The sequence below is a fragment of the Arcicella rigui genome (genome assembly GCF_034929435.1).
Taxonomy (GTDB): Bacteria; Bacteroidota; Bacteroidia; order Cytophagales; family Spirosomataceae; genus Arcicella; species Arcicella rigui.
This window is the reverse complement of sequence record NZ_JAYFUM010000001.1, coordinates 163,110-181,539: the sequence shown is the minus strand read 5'-3', so window position 1 is coordinate 181,539 and position 18,430 is coordinate 163,110. Positions and strand designations below refer to the sequence as shown.

At 35.0% G+C, this 18,430-nt stretch carries 13 protein-coding genes; 2 read left to right on the top strand and 11 right to left on the bottom strand.

What is annotated here, in order from left to right; all coding sequences use genetic code 11:
- The first annotated feature begins 545 nt into the window (after positions 1-545).
- Entirely contained in the window at positions 546-2,357 is a 1,812-nt protein-coding gene (gene uvrC / locus VB248_RS00865) for an excinuclease ABC subunit UvrC (protein WP_323294839.1), read from the top strand.
- A gap of 39 nt (positions 2,358-2,396) precedes the next feature.
- On the opposite strand, the gene VB248_RS00860 is transcribed toward uvrC, so the two are convergent.
- Both VB248_RS00860 and VB248_RS00855 read right to left on the bottom strand, forming a co-directional pair.
- Entirely contained in the window at positions 2,397-3,413 is a 1,017-nt protein-coding gene (locus VB248_RS00860) for a GntR family transcriptional regulator (RefSeq protein WP_323294838.1), read from the bottom strand.
- A 63-nt stretch (positions 3,414-3,476) separates the two neighbouring features.
- A complete protein-coding gene (locus VB248_RS00855; RefSeq protein WP_323294837.1) occupies positions 3,477-5,804 on the bottom strand; it encodes a penicillin-binding protein 1A in 2,328 nt (775 codons plus the stop codon).
- A 337-nt stretch (positions 5,805-6,141) separates the two neighbouring features.
- Between VB248_RS00855 and VB248_RS00850 the strand changes: the two genes are divergently transcribed.
- Positions 6,142-7,056, top strand: coding sequence for a PfkB family carbohydrate kinase (locus VB248_RS00850; protein WP_323294836.1), 915 nt, complete (start codon positions 6,142-6,144; stop codon positions 7,054-7,056).
- A gap of 160 nt (positions 7,057-7,216) precedes the next feature.
- Here the strand turns inward: VB248_RS00850 and VB248_RS00845 are convergent, their stop codons facing one another.
- From VB248_RS00845 to VB248_RS00805, 9 genes are all read right to left on the bottom strand, one after another.
- The gene (locus tag VB248_RS00845; protein ID WP_323294835.1) at positions 7,217-7,654 is read right to left on the bottom strand and encodes a CBS domain-containing protein; all 438 of its coding nucleotides are present in this window, start codon (positions 7,652-7,654) and stop codon (positions 7,217-7,219) included.
- 72 nt (positions 7,655-7,726) lie between these two features.
- Entirely contained in the window at positions 7,727-9,007 is a 1,281-nt protein-coding gene (locus VB248_RS00840; protein ID WP_323294834.1) for a M16 family metallopeptidase, read from the bottom strand.
- Between the two features lie 94 nt (positions 9,008-9,101).
- Positions 9,102-10,262, bottom strand: coding sequence for a type IX secretion system outer membrane channel protein PorV (gene porV / locus VB248_RS00835; RefSeq protein ID WP_323294833.1), 1,161 nt, complete (start codon positions 10,260-10,262; stop codon positions 9,102-9,104).
- 81 nt (positions 10,263-10,343) lie between these two features.
- Positions 10,344-13,781, bottom strand: a complete 3,438-nt coding sequence (gene porU, locus VB248_RS00830; protein WP_323294832.1) for a type IX secretion system sortase PorU — start codon at positions 13,779-13,781, stop codon at positions 10,344-10,346.
- Positions 13,782-13,809: 28 nt separating this feature from the next.
- Positions 13,810-14,415 carry a SprT-like domain-containing protein gene (locus VB248_RS00825; protein WP_323294831.1) on the bottom strand — a complete coding sequence of 202 codons (606 nt, stop codon included), beginning with the start codon at positions 14,413-14,415 and terminating at the stop codon, positions 13,810-13,812.
- A 109-nt stretch (positions 14,416-14,524) separates the two neighbouring features.
- Positions 14,525-14,698 carry a PG1828 family lipoprotein gene (locus VB248_RS00820; protein ID WP_323294830.1) on the bottom strand — a complete coding sequence of 58 codons (174 nt, stop codon included), beginning with the start codon at positions 14,696-14,698 and terminating at the stop codon, positions 14,525-14,527.
- 241 nt (positions 14,699-14,939) lie between these two features.
- Positions 14,940-15,428, bottom strand: coding sequence for a GtrA family protein (locus tag VB248_RS00815; RefSeq protein WP_323294829.1), 489 nt, complete (start codon positions 15,426-15,428; stop codon positions 14,940-14,942).
- Positions 15,429-15,430: 2 nt separating this feature from the next.
- The gene (locus VB248_RS00810; RefSeq protein ID WP_323294828.1) at positions 15,431-16,846 is read right to left on the bottom strand and encodes an NADH-quinone oxidoreductase subunit N; all 1,416 of its coding nucleotides are present in this window, start codon (positions 16,844-16,846) and stop codon (positions 15,431-15,433) included.
- A gap of 95 nt (positions 16,847-16,941) precedes the next feature.
- Entirely contained in the window at positions 16,942-18,393 is a 1,452-nt protein-coding gene (locus VB248_RS00805) for a complex I subunit 4 family protein (RefSeq protein WP_323294827.1), read from the bottom strand.
- Positions 18,394-18,430: the final 37 nt, after the last annotated feature.

The window sequence follows — 18,430 nt, the reverse complement described above, 5'->3', positions numbered from 1 at the left end:
CTCCATGTAGAGTAAAATTTTGTGTTCATAATAAAATTGGGTTTTTGATTGAAAAAATTAGATTTTTGGTTGAAAATCCTCGTAAATATATGCTTAATTTAATTCACACACAAAGGCAATATTTATATTCTACGATTTTATATAATTTTTATAAACTGAGTTTTTTTTTCTATTGTATCATTTTGATACCGTTTATTGTATCATTTTGATACTTTATTGTTTTTTTTCAATATTTAGTGATATTATTCTACACAAAGCTAAACGACTGATAATCAGATATTTAATTTTTCATTTGTCAAAATAGTATTATTGTATTTATCATTAAAATAATATAATTTTTCCTACTCAAGTTAATATAGTAGCATTTTCAACCAATAGAAAAAAACGATAATACGGCAAAAAATATAGTAAAATTTTATATAAGTAAAATCTTACTGATAGAGAAGGATAATATTTTTCTACATTATTATTATGATTTTTCTAATAGCGATTTTGAATACCAAAACCCTCATTATTTAGTATTTTTGTTCTCTTAATAGAAAAATATGGACGTGTTTGATTATAAAGCTGCTTTAGCAAAAGTACCTGAAGAACCAGGTGTATATAGATACTTCGACGAGGAAGGGAACGTGATTTATGTGGGTAAAGCTAAAAATCTAAAAAATAGGGTTAGTAGTTATTTTGCAAAATCAAACCAGCATGATAGAAAAACAAAAAGGTTGGTAAGCCAGATAAGAAACTTGGAATTCACCATTGTTCATACCGAATTTGATGCTTTGCTTTTGGAGAACACGCTTATTAAAAAGTATCAACCTAAATTCAATATTCTTCTTCGTGATGACAAAATGTATCCGTTTATCTGCATCACGAATGAGCCATTTCCCAAAATCATTACTATTCGTAGAGTTGATAAAAAATTAGGTACTTTCTTTGGGCCTTTTGCCAACCAGAAAGCTATGTATGCAATTTTGGATATGTTCAATCAATTGTACAGTTTTAGAACTTGCAATTTGAATTTGACTGAAAAAAATATCCAAGAAAGGAAATTTAAAGTTTGCTTAGAGTATCACATCGGCAATTGTAAAGGCCCTTGTGAAGGACTGCAAACGGAGGCAAACTATTTAAAAGAAATAGACCAAGCTAAAAATATTTTGAAAGGAAACATGAGCCTTCCGAAGCAATATTTTGAAGAGAAAATGTTGGAGGCTGCCAGTAAATTGGCTTTTGAGGAAGCTCAGGAGTTCAAGGAAAAATTGGCGTACTTGGTCAACTTTCAAAGTAAATCTACGGTTGTAAATCCTAATATCAAAGACGTTGATGTGTTCTCAATCGTGTCGGATGAAGATTCGTTTTACTTCAATTTTATGAAAGTACAAAATGGGTTCATTACGCAGTCTCAATCGTTGGAAGTAAAGAAAAAACTGGATGAAACCGACGAAGATGTATTAACCATGATGGTTTGGGAAATGCGTGAACAGTACGAAAGTGAAGCCAAAGAAGTAATCAGTAATATTCCTCTTTCGATAGATTTGAAGGGTGTTGAAAATACCATTCCACAAATTGGCGATAAGAAGAAACTTCTTGAAATGTCGTTGAAAAATGTACTGTATTTCAAAAAAGAAAAAGCTGATAGAAAAGCGTCTGAAGAAAGTGCTGGTGATGCTAAAATGAGAATTTTACTAACACTCAAAAATGACCTTCAACTAAAAACCATTCCTCGACATATTGAATGTTTTGATAACTCAAATATACAAGGGACAAATCCAGTATCGGCAATGGTTTGTTTCAAAAATGGATTACCTTCTAAAAAAGATTATCGCCACTTTACCCCTAAAACAGTTGAAGGGCCTAACGACTTTGCTACGATGAAAGAAGTAGTAACTCGTAGGTATTCAAGGCTTTTGGAAGAAGAAGCTGATTTACCAGATTTGATTATTATTGACGGTGGTAAAGGACAACTAAGTGCCTCAACGGACGCACTCAAGAGCTTAGGACTGTACGGAAAAATACCAATTGTTGGTATCGCTAAACGTTTAGAAGAAATTTACTTTCCCGAAGATAGCATTCCTTTGTACATTGATAAAAAATCGGAATCGTTGAAGCTGATACAAAGACTAAGAGATGAAGCTCACCGATTTGGCATAACCAAACATAGAGACAAACGCTCTAAAAATTTCATTATCAGTCAGTTAGAAAGTATTGATGGCATCGGAAAACATACTGCCGAAAAGCTACTCAAGCATTTTGGCACAGTAAGTAATATCTATAAAGCTACTTTGTCTGACTTAGAAGCAATTTTAGGCAAAGCAAAAGCCTTAAAACTAAAAGAGCAATTAGATATTATAAGTGACCAATAAACAAAGTCATTATAAGCATAGTACTATTTTGAACTATGCTTATAATGACCCTCTGATAATTAAAGAACAGTTGCTGGCTACTTTTCCTTTTTGGCGATTATGCACCATTCTTCCTGCCAATTTTCCCATTTGAACGAAGTCGTTAGAGATAGTAGTAATGCCATCTTCGGCTAAAATTTCTTTGATGGGCGTATCATCATAAGACATAAGCCCTATGTCTTGCCCCAATTTAAACTGCTTTTTATTGGCAAAATTCACAAATCTGACAAGGTCGTTTTCTAAGAAAAGTATATAAGCATGACCTTGCTGAAGGTTATTCACATCTAAATCATCTACTATTTCTCGTTGAATATTGTACTCATCACAAAACCTATTGAAGCCTTTGATGATACCTTTGGGAGTGTACTGAAATTGATTCTTACTTAGAAAAAGGGTTAGACTTTCGTACTTCTGAATCAAATGGCTTGCTTCTGAAAGTCCTTGATAGAAATTTTGTTCAAAATCTTGGTAGAGTACGGCATATCCTGCATCTAATTGCTCTACATCAATATCTAATATTAATAATTTATCTTTAGGAATTTGTTTGAGAATATCCGAGACGTCGTCGTTGAAGTGTGGCATTATAATGTAGAAATTATAATTACCGATGTTGTTGACGATGATATTTTCAAATACTTTTAAATCGTGATAATGAAAGAATAAGTCAATTGACACATTTTCACCCAAAGCTTCTTTTAAAGAATGAAACAACACTTCTTTGTAAGCGTTCATGGCATCAAAAAGCACGAAAACGTGCATCAACGACCTCACATTGGTAGAAGCAATATAATAACCTTTTCCATGTTGAGCAGCCACAATACCTCTTTCACGAAGTTCTTCATAAGCCCTAATTACCGTCATGCGGGCAACACCCAATGAAGCCGTAATTTCATTAATCGTTGGTAGTTGGTCGCCACGTTTCAAAATACCTTGCTGAATTCTATCGATAATTTCATCGACAATTTGTTGGTACTTGGGTTTCTGTGCATTGGGTTCAATCTGCAAATTATTCTTCATGTCAAATTTCTTCGTGTTCAGGAATCAAAATGATGGACAAACATTCCTGAAATACATTTCTGTTTATTTCAAAAACCCTTCCTCCTCTTTAGGGCGAGCTGTTGGTAATTGTACTTGTGTGGAATCAACGGTATAAGTATTACAGCCTAAATCTGCTCCATCTGGTTTTTTAAAAGGTTCTTTTTTGAAACCAGCCATTGCCAGCGACTTATCTTGATATACTTTATCCATGAAATTTGCGTAAGCCGGCATTGCCATTTTCGCTCCCTGACCTAAAGCTAAACTTCGGAAGTGAATACTTCTGTCGTCGCCACCAACCCATACGCCAGCAACTAAATTTTGTGTTACGCCCATAAACCAACCATCAGAGTAATTTGAAGTAGTACCTGTTTTTGCACCGATGTCATTTCCTTTAGCACAATTGTAACGATTCAAACCCTGTGCCGTTCCTCCTGATTCTTGCACTGCACCTTTCAACATATAAGTCATTTTATAAGCAAGGTCTGCACTGATTACTTGTTTAGTAGTAGTTTCAAAACGTCTTAACTCATTTCCATTTTTGTCTTCAATGCTCAGAATCATTATTGGTTCAATTCTATATCCTTGATTCATAAAAGTACAATACGCTGCCACTTGCTCATATACAGATACTTCGCTTGCTCCCAAGCAAAGGGCTGGTGTTTCCATTAAAGTACTTTGGATTCCGACTCTATTGGCAAACTCTGCTACTTTGCGTGGGCCTAACATTTTCATTAGTTTAGCAGAAATGGAGTTGATGGATAAACCCATAGCGTGGCGTAAAGTCATGCTTGCATAAGAGTAACTACCTGTTGAGTTTTGGGGAGTCCATGGGCTATCTAAATTATCTTCACGCCCAAAAGTTACTGGTTCATCTACTACGCTTTCACATAAATTTACAGCATCATTTTCAAGTGCCGTAGCATAAACAAATGGCTTGAATGTTGAACCGGGCTGACGCTTACTTTGTCGAACGTGGTCGAATTTGAAGTATTTAAAATTGATACCTCCTACCCAGGCTTTTACATGACCATCGTTGGGATTCATTGCCATAAAACCGCAATTCAATATTCTTTTATAATAATTTAAAGAATCTAAAGGCGACAGTGTGGTGTCTTTCTCGCCTTCCCATGAAAAAACAGTCATTTTCACTGGTGTCTTCAATACTTTCCATACTTCTTCTTCATCTCCGTCAAATTCTTCCATCAAAGATTTATATCGTTGAGTACGCTTCATGGCATTTTTCAAAAATCCTTTGATTTCGTGCATTTTTTCATCAACCCACGGATTTCTTCCTTTCCAATGTCCATAAAACAATTTTTGTTCGGCTCTCATGTGTTCATCCAAAGACGATTGTGCATAAGCCTGTATTCTTGAGTCGATGGTTGTATGGATTTTCAGACCACTGGTGTATAAATTCAGTTTGTCTTCATCGTCACGTGTTGAATTTATATCTGCAATAATTTCCTGTAATTGCTTTTTTAAGGCTTCTCTGAAATAGGGAGCGTCTCCAGTATTTTGGTTTTCTACTTTAAAGCTCAAACCTAATGGTCTTTCTTTTAAAAAATTAAAATCCTCTTCGGTCAAATGTCCGTACTTGTACATTTGACTAAAAACGACATTTCTACGCATTATACATTTTTCAGGATGACGACGAGGGTCGTACATCGAAGGATTCTGAAGCATTCCAACCAAAGTTGCCGCTTCTTTCACCGTAACATTATTTACGTCCTTGCCAAAATAGGTTTTACAGGCTACTCTTATACCATAAGCATTGTTCCCAAACTCTACTTCGTTGAGGTACATTTTCAAGATTTCTTGCTTGGTATATCTACTTTCTAAACGAATAGCCAAAATCCATTCTTTTGTTTTAGCAATTACTGTTCTTACGATAGGAATCTTCGCTAACAAGCCTTTGTAGCTTGGGCCTTCTTCGGTAGGGTCTAATCTACGAGTATCAAAAAGGTTTTTAGCCAACTGTTGTGAAAGCGTACTTCCTCCACCTGCTCTTCCTAAATGTGTGATTACACGAAAAGTACTTCTAAGGTCGATACCCGAATGCTGTGTAAAACGAGCATCTTCGGTTGAAATCAAAGCGTTGATAATATTGGGTGAAAGTTCTTCGTACTCAACAGGCGAACGGTTTTCACGAAAGTATTTCCCTAACTCTACACCATCTTCTGAAATCAGTACCGAAGCTACTTGGCTTTTAGGATTTTCCAATTCTTGAAGGCTGGGCATTCCACCAAAAAGCCACAAGAAATTGTACTGAACAGCCACTATGTAGATGATAAAAGTAATAAAGCCTGTAATTGCAAGTTTCCAAAGGCGAGTAATCGCTTGTTTATATTTACCAGTTTGAAGTTGAATCATGAGTAAAATTTCAATAAGAATTTATCAGAGGTTTTTATTTAAGTAACGGGTACTCAAATTCAGAAGCTCTTTGGCTATTTAATAATGAATAATTGTTTGTTAAGAATCTTACAAATTTAAAAATTTAATGTTGATTTTTTACTAATACTTTTTCCTGCATTGGTAGATTCAACGTAGAAATAGATGCTTTAAGATACAAGATAGTTTACAATTTCTTTCATCTTTTACAAAAAGCTTTTTAGCAAGCATTTTTCAATTTTATAAATTCCACTTACACTAAACGCTTTAAAATTTGTAAATTGCACGATTATTATCAATAATATCTAAAATATTCTAAATGAGTTTATTAGCAATTGGTTCGGTAGCTTTTGATGCACTCGAAACGCCCTACGGCAAAACAGACAAAATTATCGGTGGTGCAGGAACATACATTTCTTTATCTGCCTCTTACTTCAAAACACCTGTGAACCTCGTAGCGGTTGTTGGCGAAGATTTCCCTCAAGAATATATCCAACTTCTTGAAAACAAAGGTGTTGATACAACTGGACTTCAAATTAAAAAAGGTGAAAAATCATTCTTTTGGTCGGGTCGTTATCACAACAACATGAATTCTCGTGATACTTTAGTGACAGAATTGAACGTATTGGCAAACTTCGACCCTATCATTCCAAGCGAATATCAAGACTGTGAATACTTAATGTTGGGGAATTTAACACCTTCTGTTCAGATTTCTGTCATTGAACGTTTGGCAAAACGCCCTAAGTTGATAGCCATGGATACCATGAATTTCTGGATGGATATTGCTTTGGACGATTTGAAAAAAGTACTTACCATGGTAGATGTACTTTGTGTAAATGACGAAGAGGCTCGCCAGCTTTCAGGCGATTATTCACTCAGAACAGCTGCAAAAACCATTATGGCAATGGGGCCAAAAACCTTAATTATTAAAAAAGGTGAACATGGTGCATTGTTGTTCCAAGGCGACAAGCTTTTCTTCTGTCCAGCTTTGGTATTAGAAGAAGTATTCGACCCAACGGGTGCGGGTGATACTTTTGTGGGTGGCTTTATTGGTTATTTAGCAAAAACTGACGACATCAGTTTCGAGAACATGAAAAGAGCAATTGTTCATGGTTCAGCGATGGCTTCTTTCTGTGTTGAAAAATTCGGAACTGAACGCTTGATTGGCTTGAGCGATGAAGAACTTTCAGCTCGTATCAACGAATTTAAAGATTTAGCAGGATTCGATATATAAGCAATTCTTCAGATTGATAAAATACAAAAGCTTAGTGAAACCAAAGTTTCACTAAGCTTTTGTATTTTCAGCTTTTAAGTAAAAACAACTCTGGAACTTGAGTTAAGACATTGAATATCAAATTTTACATTCAAAACGCCTCACTCATAATTCATCATTCTTACATTACTCCTCCTGATATAAAATTTTGCAAGTGACTAATCGTTGCTTTTTGGTCTTCAATAATGTATCGAACTACGTCACCCATCGACACAATACCAACAACATGGTTATCGGCAATGACGGGCAAGTAGCGAATATGGCGTTCGGACATAATTTCCATACAGCGTTCAATCGAATCATCGAATTTCACTGAGGCGTATTCCGATTCCATAATGTCAGAAACTAAAGTATCGTTAGAGTGCTTACCCTTTACGATTACCTTCTGAGCATAGTCTCTTTCGGTCAGAATTCCAACGAATTGGTCGTGGTCGTAAACTACCAATGCTCCGATGTTTTTCTCAGACATAATCATCAGTGCTTCAAAAACAGTTTTTGACGCATCAATCACCGTTACGGTATTTCCTTTGTGGTAGATAAGATTGGAAACTTTTTTCATAGTATTAAGCTTTAGTTATTTAATGCTATAATTTAATAAAAAAATCCAACTCTACAAAGCGAGTTTCCCAAATTATTTTCCTCCAACCACTACTTCAACCAATGTGTCTATGGCTAAATACTTATTGGCTGTTTCTAAAACCATTTCACTCGTTACTGCCTGTAAATTAGCAATATAATTATCATAAAAACTTTCGGGAAGGTTTTCAGAGAAGATAACTTTATAGCGGTCTGCAATATCAAATGGCGTATTCAACGAACCAGCAAAAGACCCAATCATGTAATTTTTCACTACTTCCAACTCATCGGGCTGAATAAGCTCATTTTGAAGCCTTTGTATTTCCTTGTGGATTTCGTCAATGGTTTGCTGAGTAAATTCACGCTTCACATCTGTTCCAATCACAAAATATCCTGAGCGACTGAAAGGAGAAACATTAGAGGAAATGCCATAAGTAAGTCCTTTTTCTTCTCTGATATTTTTCATCAGCCTCGACCCAAAGTAACCGCCTAAGGTTTCATTTAAGACCAACATATTGAAATAATCAGGATGCTTACGAGTCATCAATTGTTTTCCCATTCTAATTGAAGACTGCATTGCCGAAGTTTTTTCAATCAATATCGGCTCTTGACGCTCTGATTGCTTTACAATACTTACTTCATGTTCTTGGGCTTCAGTAATAACATTTTTACCAAAATACTCTTCTACCAAGCGTACTTCATGCTCAGTAATTTTTCCTGACAAAAATATTTTTGCTTTTTTATTGTACCAAAAAGATTGATAAAAGGCTTGTAAATGTTCACGTTCAATTTGCTGGATAGATGCCTCATCTAATGAATTTCCGTAAGGATGAGTATCTCCAAAAGCTTTTTTTCTAAAAACTTTATTGGCAACAAACGACGACTTCTCTGTATTTACTTGTAAAGTTTGAAGCTGAATATTTTTAAAAACCGCTAATTCTTTTTCTGGAAAAATGGCATCGTGTAAAATCTCATAAACCATTGGTAAAAGATTTCCCAAGTACTTTGTCAGTCCATAAACCGTCATGTTGGCTCTATCAAGTCCGTGACCAAACTCAATAAAAGCTCCGTATTGGTCAAAAAAAGCATTAATTTCTGCGGCAGAGTGTTTGCTTGTTCCTTCTCCAAGCATTTTAGCGACAAAAAGCGAAACACCATTTTGTGTTTCAAACCAATTTCCTGCCTCAAAACTGATTTCTAATTTCATTACAGGCTGTTCGCCTACGCTGATGTAGTGAATGGGAGTACCATTTGCGAAAGTAAGGCTTTCAATTCTTGGAATATTGACAGATTTAATCGTTTGGAAATCGGGGCTTTTGACTCTATCTAAAATCATCTTTTCTTGAATTCTTTTCAGTATTGGCTAAAAAAAATGACATCTCCTGAGAGATGCCACTTTGCAAATATATCCTACAAAACGTTAATTTCAATTAATTATCTGAAGTCTCTTTACGACCTGTATTGAAATTAGCGTGTAACGAAAGTCTAATTGTTTGTGCTAAGGCACTTCCACCAGAAACTGGAACTAAGTAAGCAAAATCTAAACCGTATTTTTTCTCAATTTTTACGCCAAAACCTGCTGTAAAATATTTACGGTCGCCTTTGAAGCCATTTTCATAAAAGTAACCGCCACGAAGAGCAAACAAATCATTGTATAAATACTCAGCTCCCAATGATACATTTACTTCTTTTAATTCTTCGCTAAAACCATCTGGAGCATCAGAGAATGAACCTAAAATACCGCTAATAGCACTGGTTGGCTCATATAAAACACCATTTACTAATTTTGGCGTTGGAGTCATCAATTTATTTAAATCAGCTGTAAGTGTTAATTTATTATGCTCGTCGATTGTATTGATAGCTGCAAAACCAACTTTTAGATTTGTTGGAATAAAGTTAGAAGCACCGCCGCCATAAGAAACACGTCCAGAAATATTCTGAATCATTACACCCCAGTTATAATTCCAAGGTTTGTCTCTTTTTGAAGTATGGAATAAACCTATATCGGCTGCAACGGTTGATTCTTCTTGAGCTTGGAAGCTACTAATATTACTTGGTAACAAAGAAGAATTAATGTATTTCAAGTTCACCCCAAGTCCTAATTTTTCTGATAATTTACGAGAATATGAAAGTGATACTGCGTATTCTTTAGAATTAAAATTACCGAGGGTATTACCTTTTTCGTCAGTAGCTTGGAAAATCCCTTGGTCGAAGTAGTGAATGGAAGCACCAATTGCTTGAGTTGCATTGATTTTTTTGTAGAAACTTCCGTTCAACAAGGCCATATCACTCACTAATTGACGCAACCACGGTGTATAAGAAACAGCAACGGCTACATCTTTTCCTGAGAAAGGAATTTTACCTGGGTTCCAAAAAATACTATTCGCATCTCCATCCAGTGGTGAAAGGGCTACTCCTGCATCTCCCATGGCAGCAGAACGAGCATCAGGTGTTACAATCAAAGATTTCATTGCAGGCGATGGCGTTCTGGCACTTTGGCTTAATTGTACTTGTGCTGATGCACCAATTGCTGATAAGGTAAATCCCAACAACAAGCACGTTCGGAGAGCATTGATATTTTCTTTAATCATTGTTTTTAAAGTTAATTTTTTTGGAATGAGGCATATTGAAAATAGCGAATAAACCTTTTTACAAAATTTATCTGGTTACGACTATTTAACGTAGATAAGTTTGCCGCTACCACTCGCTTGATAAGTTGTTTTGAGTGACTTTACAAAAATACGATAAAAGTAATTACCAGTTGTTACTTTAGAAATAGAATCTTCTTCAAGATTCCATGATATTTTATTAAATGGTGAATTTACTTGGTAAAAATTCTCTTCAATTTGTTTTACTAAACGACCAAAGCTATCAAAAACCTCAATGTTTACCACAAAATCATCGCCAACTTGACTGTGTTCAAAACTAAATGTTGTTTTGCTACTAAATGGATTTGGGTAACAAACTACATTTTCAAGTTTTTGTTCATTCTCTGAATTTACATTAAAGCCTAACGAAACCTCAGTTGCATTATTGTTTGTGTCCCAAACTTTTAGCTTGACTCTGTGTGGTCCTTCGGATAAATTCTGAAATGAGTACTTGATTTGTCCTTTTTGATAACTGTCTTTTTGATAGATAAAATATTGATTCATATTTACTTTCAGTGTATCGTCGAGGGTCAGCATTAATTCATGTCCTAAACCGTCCGTTGCTAAATTGATACCATTTTCGTCTGAAACATTGGCTATAAACAAAGGATTACTATTGGTACTCCCCCCCCCTACAAAGTTTTCATTATCCATAAAAACTTGTACGGCAGGCGGCGTATTATCTACTTGTACCACATTTGCTGCTCCGCCCACCACTGGCATCAACACTCCAAGTGCATCACTTGTAGCATCAGTACTTTGGGCATAAATCATGATTTTACCTTTACCAAACTGATAATTTATATCTTTCGGAACAACTAATGTACAAGTAAAACTGCCATTTTGCACACTTACTTCTCCTTTAAAAAGCAGATTTTCGTAGGCTTCATAGGTAAACTTTGCTCCTTTGTTTCCTTTCGTAGAGAGTAACTTTTCTTTATCATACACCTTTATTAAAGCTTTTCCATTGAAAGTACTCATTTTATTATTGGTCTGAAAATACCGAATTTCGCCTTCCAATTTTACTGTACTTTGTGCTTTCAGAGTATCGAATGGCTCTTTCCCATTCATTTTTACCACAACTGCTTCATAATTTGGATAAGCGAGTGTCATTGAAGGGTCGCCCAACAAGGAAAAATTCCGATTTAAAACTCCTTGTAAACTGTTGTTTTTGGTCTGAATCATTACTTCTCCCAAACGTGGCATTTTTCCATTAATAGGTTTAAAAACGGCTTCATAAAAAGCTTGATTGATGAAATAATTGGTATTCTGATACACTGGTCGAGCGGTGGTTAATAAAGCGATTGCTCCTCCGTTCGGATTCAAAATTGATAATTCTGCACCAGATACTTGGTTGGGGTCATCGAATCGCCCAAACTGACAAGTAGCCGTAAGCATTAAAGGAAGATTATTAAAGTTTGTCCAATTTTCAATGTCTTGCAAGGTCAAGATTTGTTCATCTGTCCAACCACTTTCTGCACCGTGACCATTATAATTCACAATCAATGAACCTTGCTGAAATGCTTGATTTAAAGCCGAATTTGCCAAAGGTGAACGTTGCCCTTCTGGCAAGGAAATTAATGGATAAGCATCCAAATAAACCTTATCTGTTTGATAAGCAGGAAAACTTGCATTAACCATCGTTGCAAAAGCATCTGCATCTTGCTGATGAATATTTGCATCGCCATCGTCGGCTACAAAAGTGACTTTATTTCTCCACTGCCCCAAAGTATTTTGATTTGTCCCATAATTCAACAACTTATCCACAACGACTTGGGCTTCATCAAGCGTTTTTACTGGCAAACGTCCAACGCCAATATCTAAAGTATGATTTCCAGCTTGATTTTCTATCCATTCGCCTTCGTTTTCTTCTAAAAAGCCAAAGTAATCGTCAGAAGAAAAACTAAAAATTGGATGAAGCGACTCACGACTTTCATAAGTTGGAATATAAATTGACTTTATCTCATCTCCTATTACGGTAATTCTTTTTTTATAATCAAAAGATGCGTCTCCGAACAAAAGTAAGTACTTAATTTTTTGTGGATTTTTCTGATACAAGTATTTCATAAAATCTCTAATCGCCGACACATCTTGTCTTCCAGAAGCAAATTCATTATAAATTTCTTCTGGCGAAACTACTAAAACCGACAGTTGGTCATTAATCTTTCTAAAATTTGCCAAACGCTCCGCTTCACTTTTTAGCTTTGAAGCACTCACTATCACCAAATCAGGTACTTCTACATTATGAAGATTTTGATTATTGACTTTATGAGTCGAAACAGGGACTAAAAAATCTTGATTTGAAAAAATAATAAACTCTTTGAGTGTTTTTGAAGCGACGCCAAAAACAACTTGCTGATTTTGAGTCGAATAAGTTTGATTCAAAGGCTCTTGTGGATTTGAAATATCCCAAATACGAAAATCAACGTTTGGTTTTTCAAGTACAAAATTGACTGAAGGAAAATTTAAGCTTTCGATTGAGCGAAAAGAACTTTGCTGATTGTATAATTTCAGTGTTCTTTTGGCCTGAATACTTAAAAAATTCAAATAGGAACTTCCATAAGTAAGTGATTTCAAATCGTAAGTTAATGATACTTTTACGGATGAAGTATTGACAAAATTGTTGGAACTGATGTCAAAACTTTGGCTTGCCAAAGTTCCTTTATAATCGTAGCGGTCGGTACTGATAGCCGTAAGCGGAATACTTCCCAAACTTTGTTCATTGGCTTTCAAAAGCATTGCCGTCTGTCCATACGCTGCTGCTGCCAGCGAACACCTAAATTTTATGGAAGTATTAGCTACAATACCAGGCAAATCAAAAGTAAAATCTTGTGTTTTGCTACTGGCAAACTCTTCGCCAAACCATTCTCTTCCAGAGCCTGCAAAGGGAGCTTGAGCTAAAATATTTTTTTGGTCAACTTCATGAAAAACATAATCGTCATAAACTGAAATATTTTGTGTAGCATTCAAGGAGGCTTGGTTTTGTACTCGTAAACCTTTAGTATCAGCAAGCGTCAAAAAGTAAAAAGTAGTATCTGAATATAAGTTTACTTGATGCTTAAAAGTACGATTGGTTGAATCCAAATTAATAGCGTGAGAGCTTTGTCCATAAAACAAAATATAGTCTTGACTATCAAATTTCCCATCATTTTCACCTTCAATAAAAATACGATTTTCGATTAAATCATTCGGGCGACTCGTCCGATTACTCTGTGGCAACATTGTCCCACCGTTTCCGTAAAGTTTGATATTTTGTGGATTGATAGTAGATAAATCAAAGCCATTTTTTTGAAGAAAAGCTGCATCCAAGCGATAAACACCTGTATTGAGAAGTCCAATTTTAATCCAGTTTCCTTTCGCTAAAACTGAATTCTGTGCATACCCATTTTGAAGATTGAGTATTAAGAGTAAAAGAATGAAACTATTTTGTACTATTTTTTTCAAAGCGATACTTATTTTCAATGTTTTAAACGAGTACTACCTCAAAAAATTATACTTTTTTCACCATTGCAATCGCTGAAACTACGTATCGTTTTCCATTGGTTTTATCAGTACATAAATATCGAGTACGCCGTAATTCTCCTTTTTCAAAATGTCTGCCATTTAATTCAAAAATTGCTCCAGCTTCGAGATGTGCCAGTACAATTTTTTCATCTTCATTTTGCTCATCAAAATTTCTTAATGCTTTTACCAAAGCTGAATTGCTTTGAGTGGTTGCAGATGGGTTTTGCAAATAAGTCGCCAAAGGTTTTATAATATCAAGTGGTAAAACTTCTTCTGTCAGCAGAGGGAGAAACAACTCACGAAAATACTTTTTCCATTCTTTTCCATGTGGTTGAGGCTTATTTCCAAACTGTTTGAAAGTGGCTAAATGAGCCACTTCATGAATATAAGTCACCAAAAAAGCATAGGGATTCAAGTCACCATTAACGGTTATTTTATGCCCTCTGTCTTTTCTATAAGAATAATCGCCCAATTTAGACTGTCTGGAACGAGTAATCTTAAAATTGAAGCGGTACTTATCCCACAATTCCCAACAATAATCAACAGTGGAAGCAGGAAAGTATTGTTGAAAAATTTCTACGTCTTTTTTCATTTCATTAATATACAAAAAAACCTCGTTGACTTCTATATTGAAATTAACGAGGCAATAAAAAAGCCTTAACTAAGTTAAGGCTTTTTCTTTTCCAGAAGGAAACTGATAATTACTTAGCAGCTGAAGTATCAGCAGCAGCAGTATCAACAGCAGCAGCAGTATCAACAGCAGCAGTAGTATCAACAGCTACAGTGTCAGTTGTAGTAGTTTCAGCTTTCTTTTCTGAACAAGCAGCTAATGAAATCATACCAGCTACTAAAGCGAATGCAAAAAATTTCTTCATTTCGTTGTGATTGGGGTTTGTTTGATACAAATTTATGTACAACTTTTATTTCATGCAAGTATTTGCAAATAAATTTTAAGTATTTCTTAATAATTGGCTGAAATTCTTTGTTTTTGTGCATTATTTAGCGAAATAATACAATTCAAAACCTAAATTTCTTTAATTTTTAATAAGATTTTATAAATTCAAGCAATTTAAAATCAACTAAAAATAAAATTATTTATTAAAATAATACAATTATTCACTTCATCAACTTTTTCAATCGCACATAAAAACCTGTATTCTTAAAAGTAAAAGTTTTATGCAATGTGTAATTGGAGATAAAACTAAAAGCGTTACCAATCAAATGACAAGTTAATTGATTGACATTGATTACTTTAGTTGAGAAAGGAATGAGAAAATGAAATACTTTGAAATAATGGTTGGAGATTTTGTAAGAATAGGTAGCAAAAAACCAAGTGACTCCTCCGGAGAAAGTTGCTACCATGAGAAATTTTACCATTTCTCGGCGGGTTTGACTTGATTGTCGGGCATTGAAAGCAAAAAGCTTTGTGAGGATAAACCCGACAATCAAGGAGATGAAGTACGAAGGAGTAATACTTGCTTCGTAAGTCATCAAAAACCAAGCTTGTAATAGACTACTGCATAGTAATTGAACGATAACACCCGTTCCTGCTACTAAAAAGTAAACGATTAAATCTTTTTTATTAAGTAATTTAGAATGCGACAAGATTAAAAGATATTTTTAATTAAATCTGGTGCAACGCCTAAAAGAATGGTTAAAGCCGTTGTAACAATTAATGTGAACTTGTATAGAGGAGAAATTTCAATTTTTTCGGTATTGCCTGATTTCATATAAGCCGCAATAATCGGTTTAAAGTAATAGTAAATACCTACTGACGACATTAACACGGCTATCACTAAAAGTCCTTTGAAAAGTACTGAAGGATTTGAGAAGGCATCGCTGAATATAAAAAACTTACCAAAGAAACCTGCTGTTAATGGAATTCCTGCTAAAGACAACATTGATACTGTCAGAACGAAAGCTAAGAGTGGATTATTTTTGGCAAGTCCATTAATTGCATCAAAACTTTCGTCAGGCTTACCATCTTTTGATTTAGATTCCGCTACTACAATCAACACTGCAAAGGCAGTAATCGTAGCAATTGAATAAGCTAAAGAGTAAAATAAGATTGAAGAATTAGTTTCTGGTCTTTTAGCTAAAACTGTAATTAATAAATAACCTGCATGAGAAATACTTGAGTATGCCAACATTCTTTTAAAGCTTTGTTGATAAACTGCGGTAATATTTCCAATCAATAAAGTTGCTCCGACAATGTACACTAATGGATTTCCCCATAAGCCATAAGTAGCAGGGAAAGAAATAGATAATAAGCGATAAGTAGCCGCTACACCAGCCGTTTTTACAACTGTTGACATAAATGCGGTAAAAATACTTGGAGCTCCGTCATAAACATCTGGTGTCCAGAAATGAAATGGTGCAGCAGAGATTTTGAAAAGTAAGCCCACCATCATTAAAATAATACCAGCATAAAGTAAAGGCCCATAAGCACCACCCATCTGAGCTTTGGCTAAACTAACTCCTGCACCAATGCCATGAATGCTAAATGAACCCGTTGAACCATATACCAATGCTACACCAAACAACAAAATACCCGTAGCAAAAGAACCCATCAAAAAGTATTTTAATGCTGCTTCGTTTGAACGCAAGTTACGCTTATCAGAACCTGTAAGTACATACATTGAAACAGAAAGGATTTCTAATCCTACAAAAAGCATAATCAGGTTTTCAAAAGTAACCATCATAATTGCACCCACAGCCGAAAATAGCATGATTGCATAATACTCTGCTGGATGTGAATGTTCATCATCATCTCCAAAGCTTCGAGAAATTGCAACAACCAAAAGTGTGGACAATAGAATAATAGAAACAAAATTGACTGAAATATTATCGGTTTTCAACATATTGTTGAACCAATAGTACTCGTGATTCCAGTCAGCAAAGTTTAATCCAAGGGAAATAAGGATAAAAATCAGCGTTGCTGGTAACAAGATTTTACGGTTATTTAAAAACCCTAAAAACAGATTTGTAATCCCGAAGAGTGATAATGCTATAATTGCGTTCATATTTCAAATTTGAAGATTTGATGCTTGGAAGTATTCGATACGCTTTATTGAAAAGACTTTTCTCTTTTCAATATTTCAAATTGTCCAAAATCAAATTATTTGATGATTGATAATAATTGGCTAACGGCTGGTTCAGTTACTTTTAAAAATATATTCGGCGCTACTCCCAAAGCAATCACTAAGAATGATAATGGGAATAATACGATTTTTTCATTGAATGTTAAATCTGCAAAACCTTCAGTAATACCTGAAGTAACACCAAACATAGATTTTTGTACCATTCTAAGCATATAAACAGCTCCTAAAATAATGGTTAAACCTGCTACTGCACCTATCCAAACATTATATTCATAAACTCCTTTTAATAAAAGAAATTCGCCTACAAAACCATTTGTCAGAGGTAAAGCCACAGAGCCTAACATAAGAATTATAAAGTAAACCGTTAGGTTTGGCGTAGATTGAGTAATACCGCCTAAACGAGACAATTCTCTCGACTGTGTGCGTTGTTGAATAATTTCAACAATAAAAAATAAACCTACTACATTGATACCGTGTGCTAACATCTGAATTAATGCACCTTGGATACCATCAATATTTCTTGAGAAAATCCCTGCTGACATTAAGCCTACGTGTGCAAAAGAAGAATAAGCAATTAAACGCTTCATGTCTTTTTGCTGAATGGCGATAATTGAACCATACACGATACCAGTTACAGAAAGAATAATGGCTACAAATCCCCACTTATCTACTCCTAAAGGAACAATTGGTAAAACAAAGCGAATTAAGCCATAAACCCCCATTTTCAACATAATACCTGATAATAACATTGTACCCGCTGTCGGAGCTTCCTCATAAGTATCTGGTTGCCAAGTATGAAAAGGGAAAAGTGGCATTTTGATAGCAAAAGCAATAAAGAACGCTCCAAACAAATAGCTTTGTGTTTCTACATCCAATACTCTTGCTGCTTGATACAAAGCACTAATATCAGCAGTATGTGTGCCTGGTGTTAATAAGTACAAGTACACCAATGCTAAAAGCATGAACAAAGAACCAAAAATAGTATAAACGAAAAATTTGAAGGTTACTTTAATTCTGTTTTCTCCTCCCCAAATGGCTGCAATGAAATATACTGGAATCAATGCGGCTTCAAAGAAGAAATAGAAAAGGAAAGCATCTTTGGCAGTAAATACGCCTACTAAAGCTGCTTGCATAAATAAAATCAATGCAAATAAAGTAGAGGCATTTTTATAATTATTCCCAAAAGTTGAGAGAATAATAAAAGGAACCATCAAAGTAGTAAGAAATACCAATATCAAACTGATACCATCTACGCCAACAGAGAACTTAATTCCTGCTGAATGAATCCAGTCATAGCTTACACTAAATTGTGAAGTAGCATCAGGGACAAATGAACTATATAAGTACGCTCCTAAAGCCAACTCAGCAAAAGCTGATACAACGGCAACGGTCTTAGCGGTTTCTCCCTTTACAGCTAATGTAATTAGCCCTGCAATAATGGGAAGAAGAATGAGAGAAAGTGTTAGCATATTTTATGTTTCAATCGGATTTGTAATGAGCAAATCT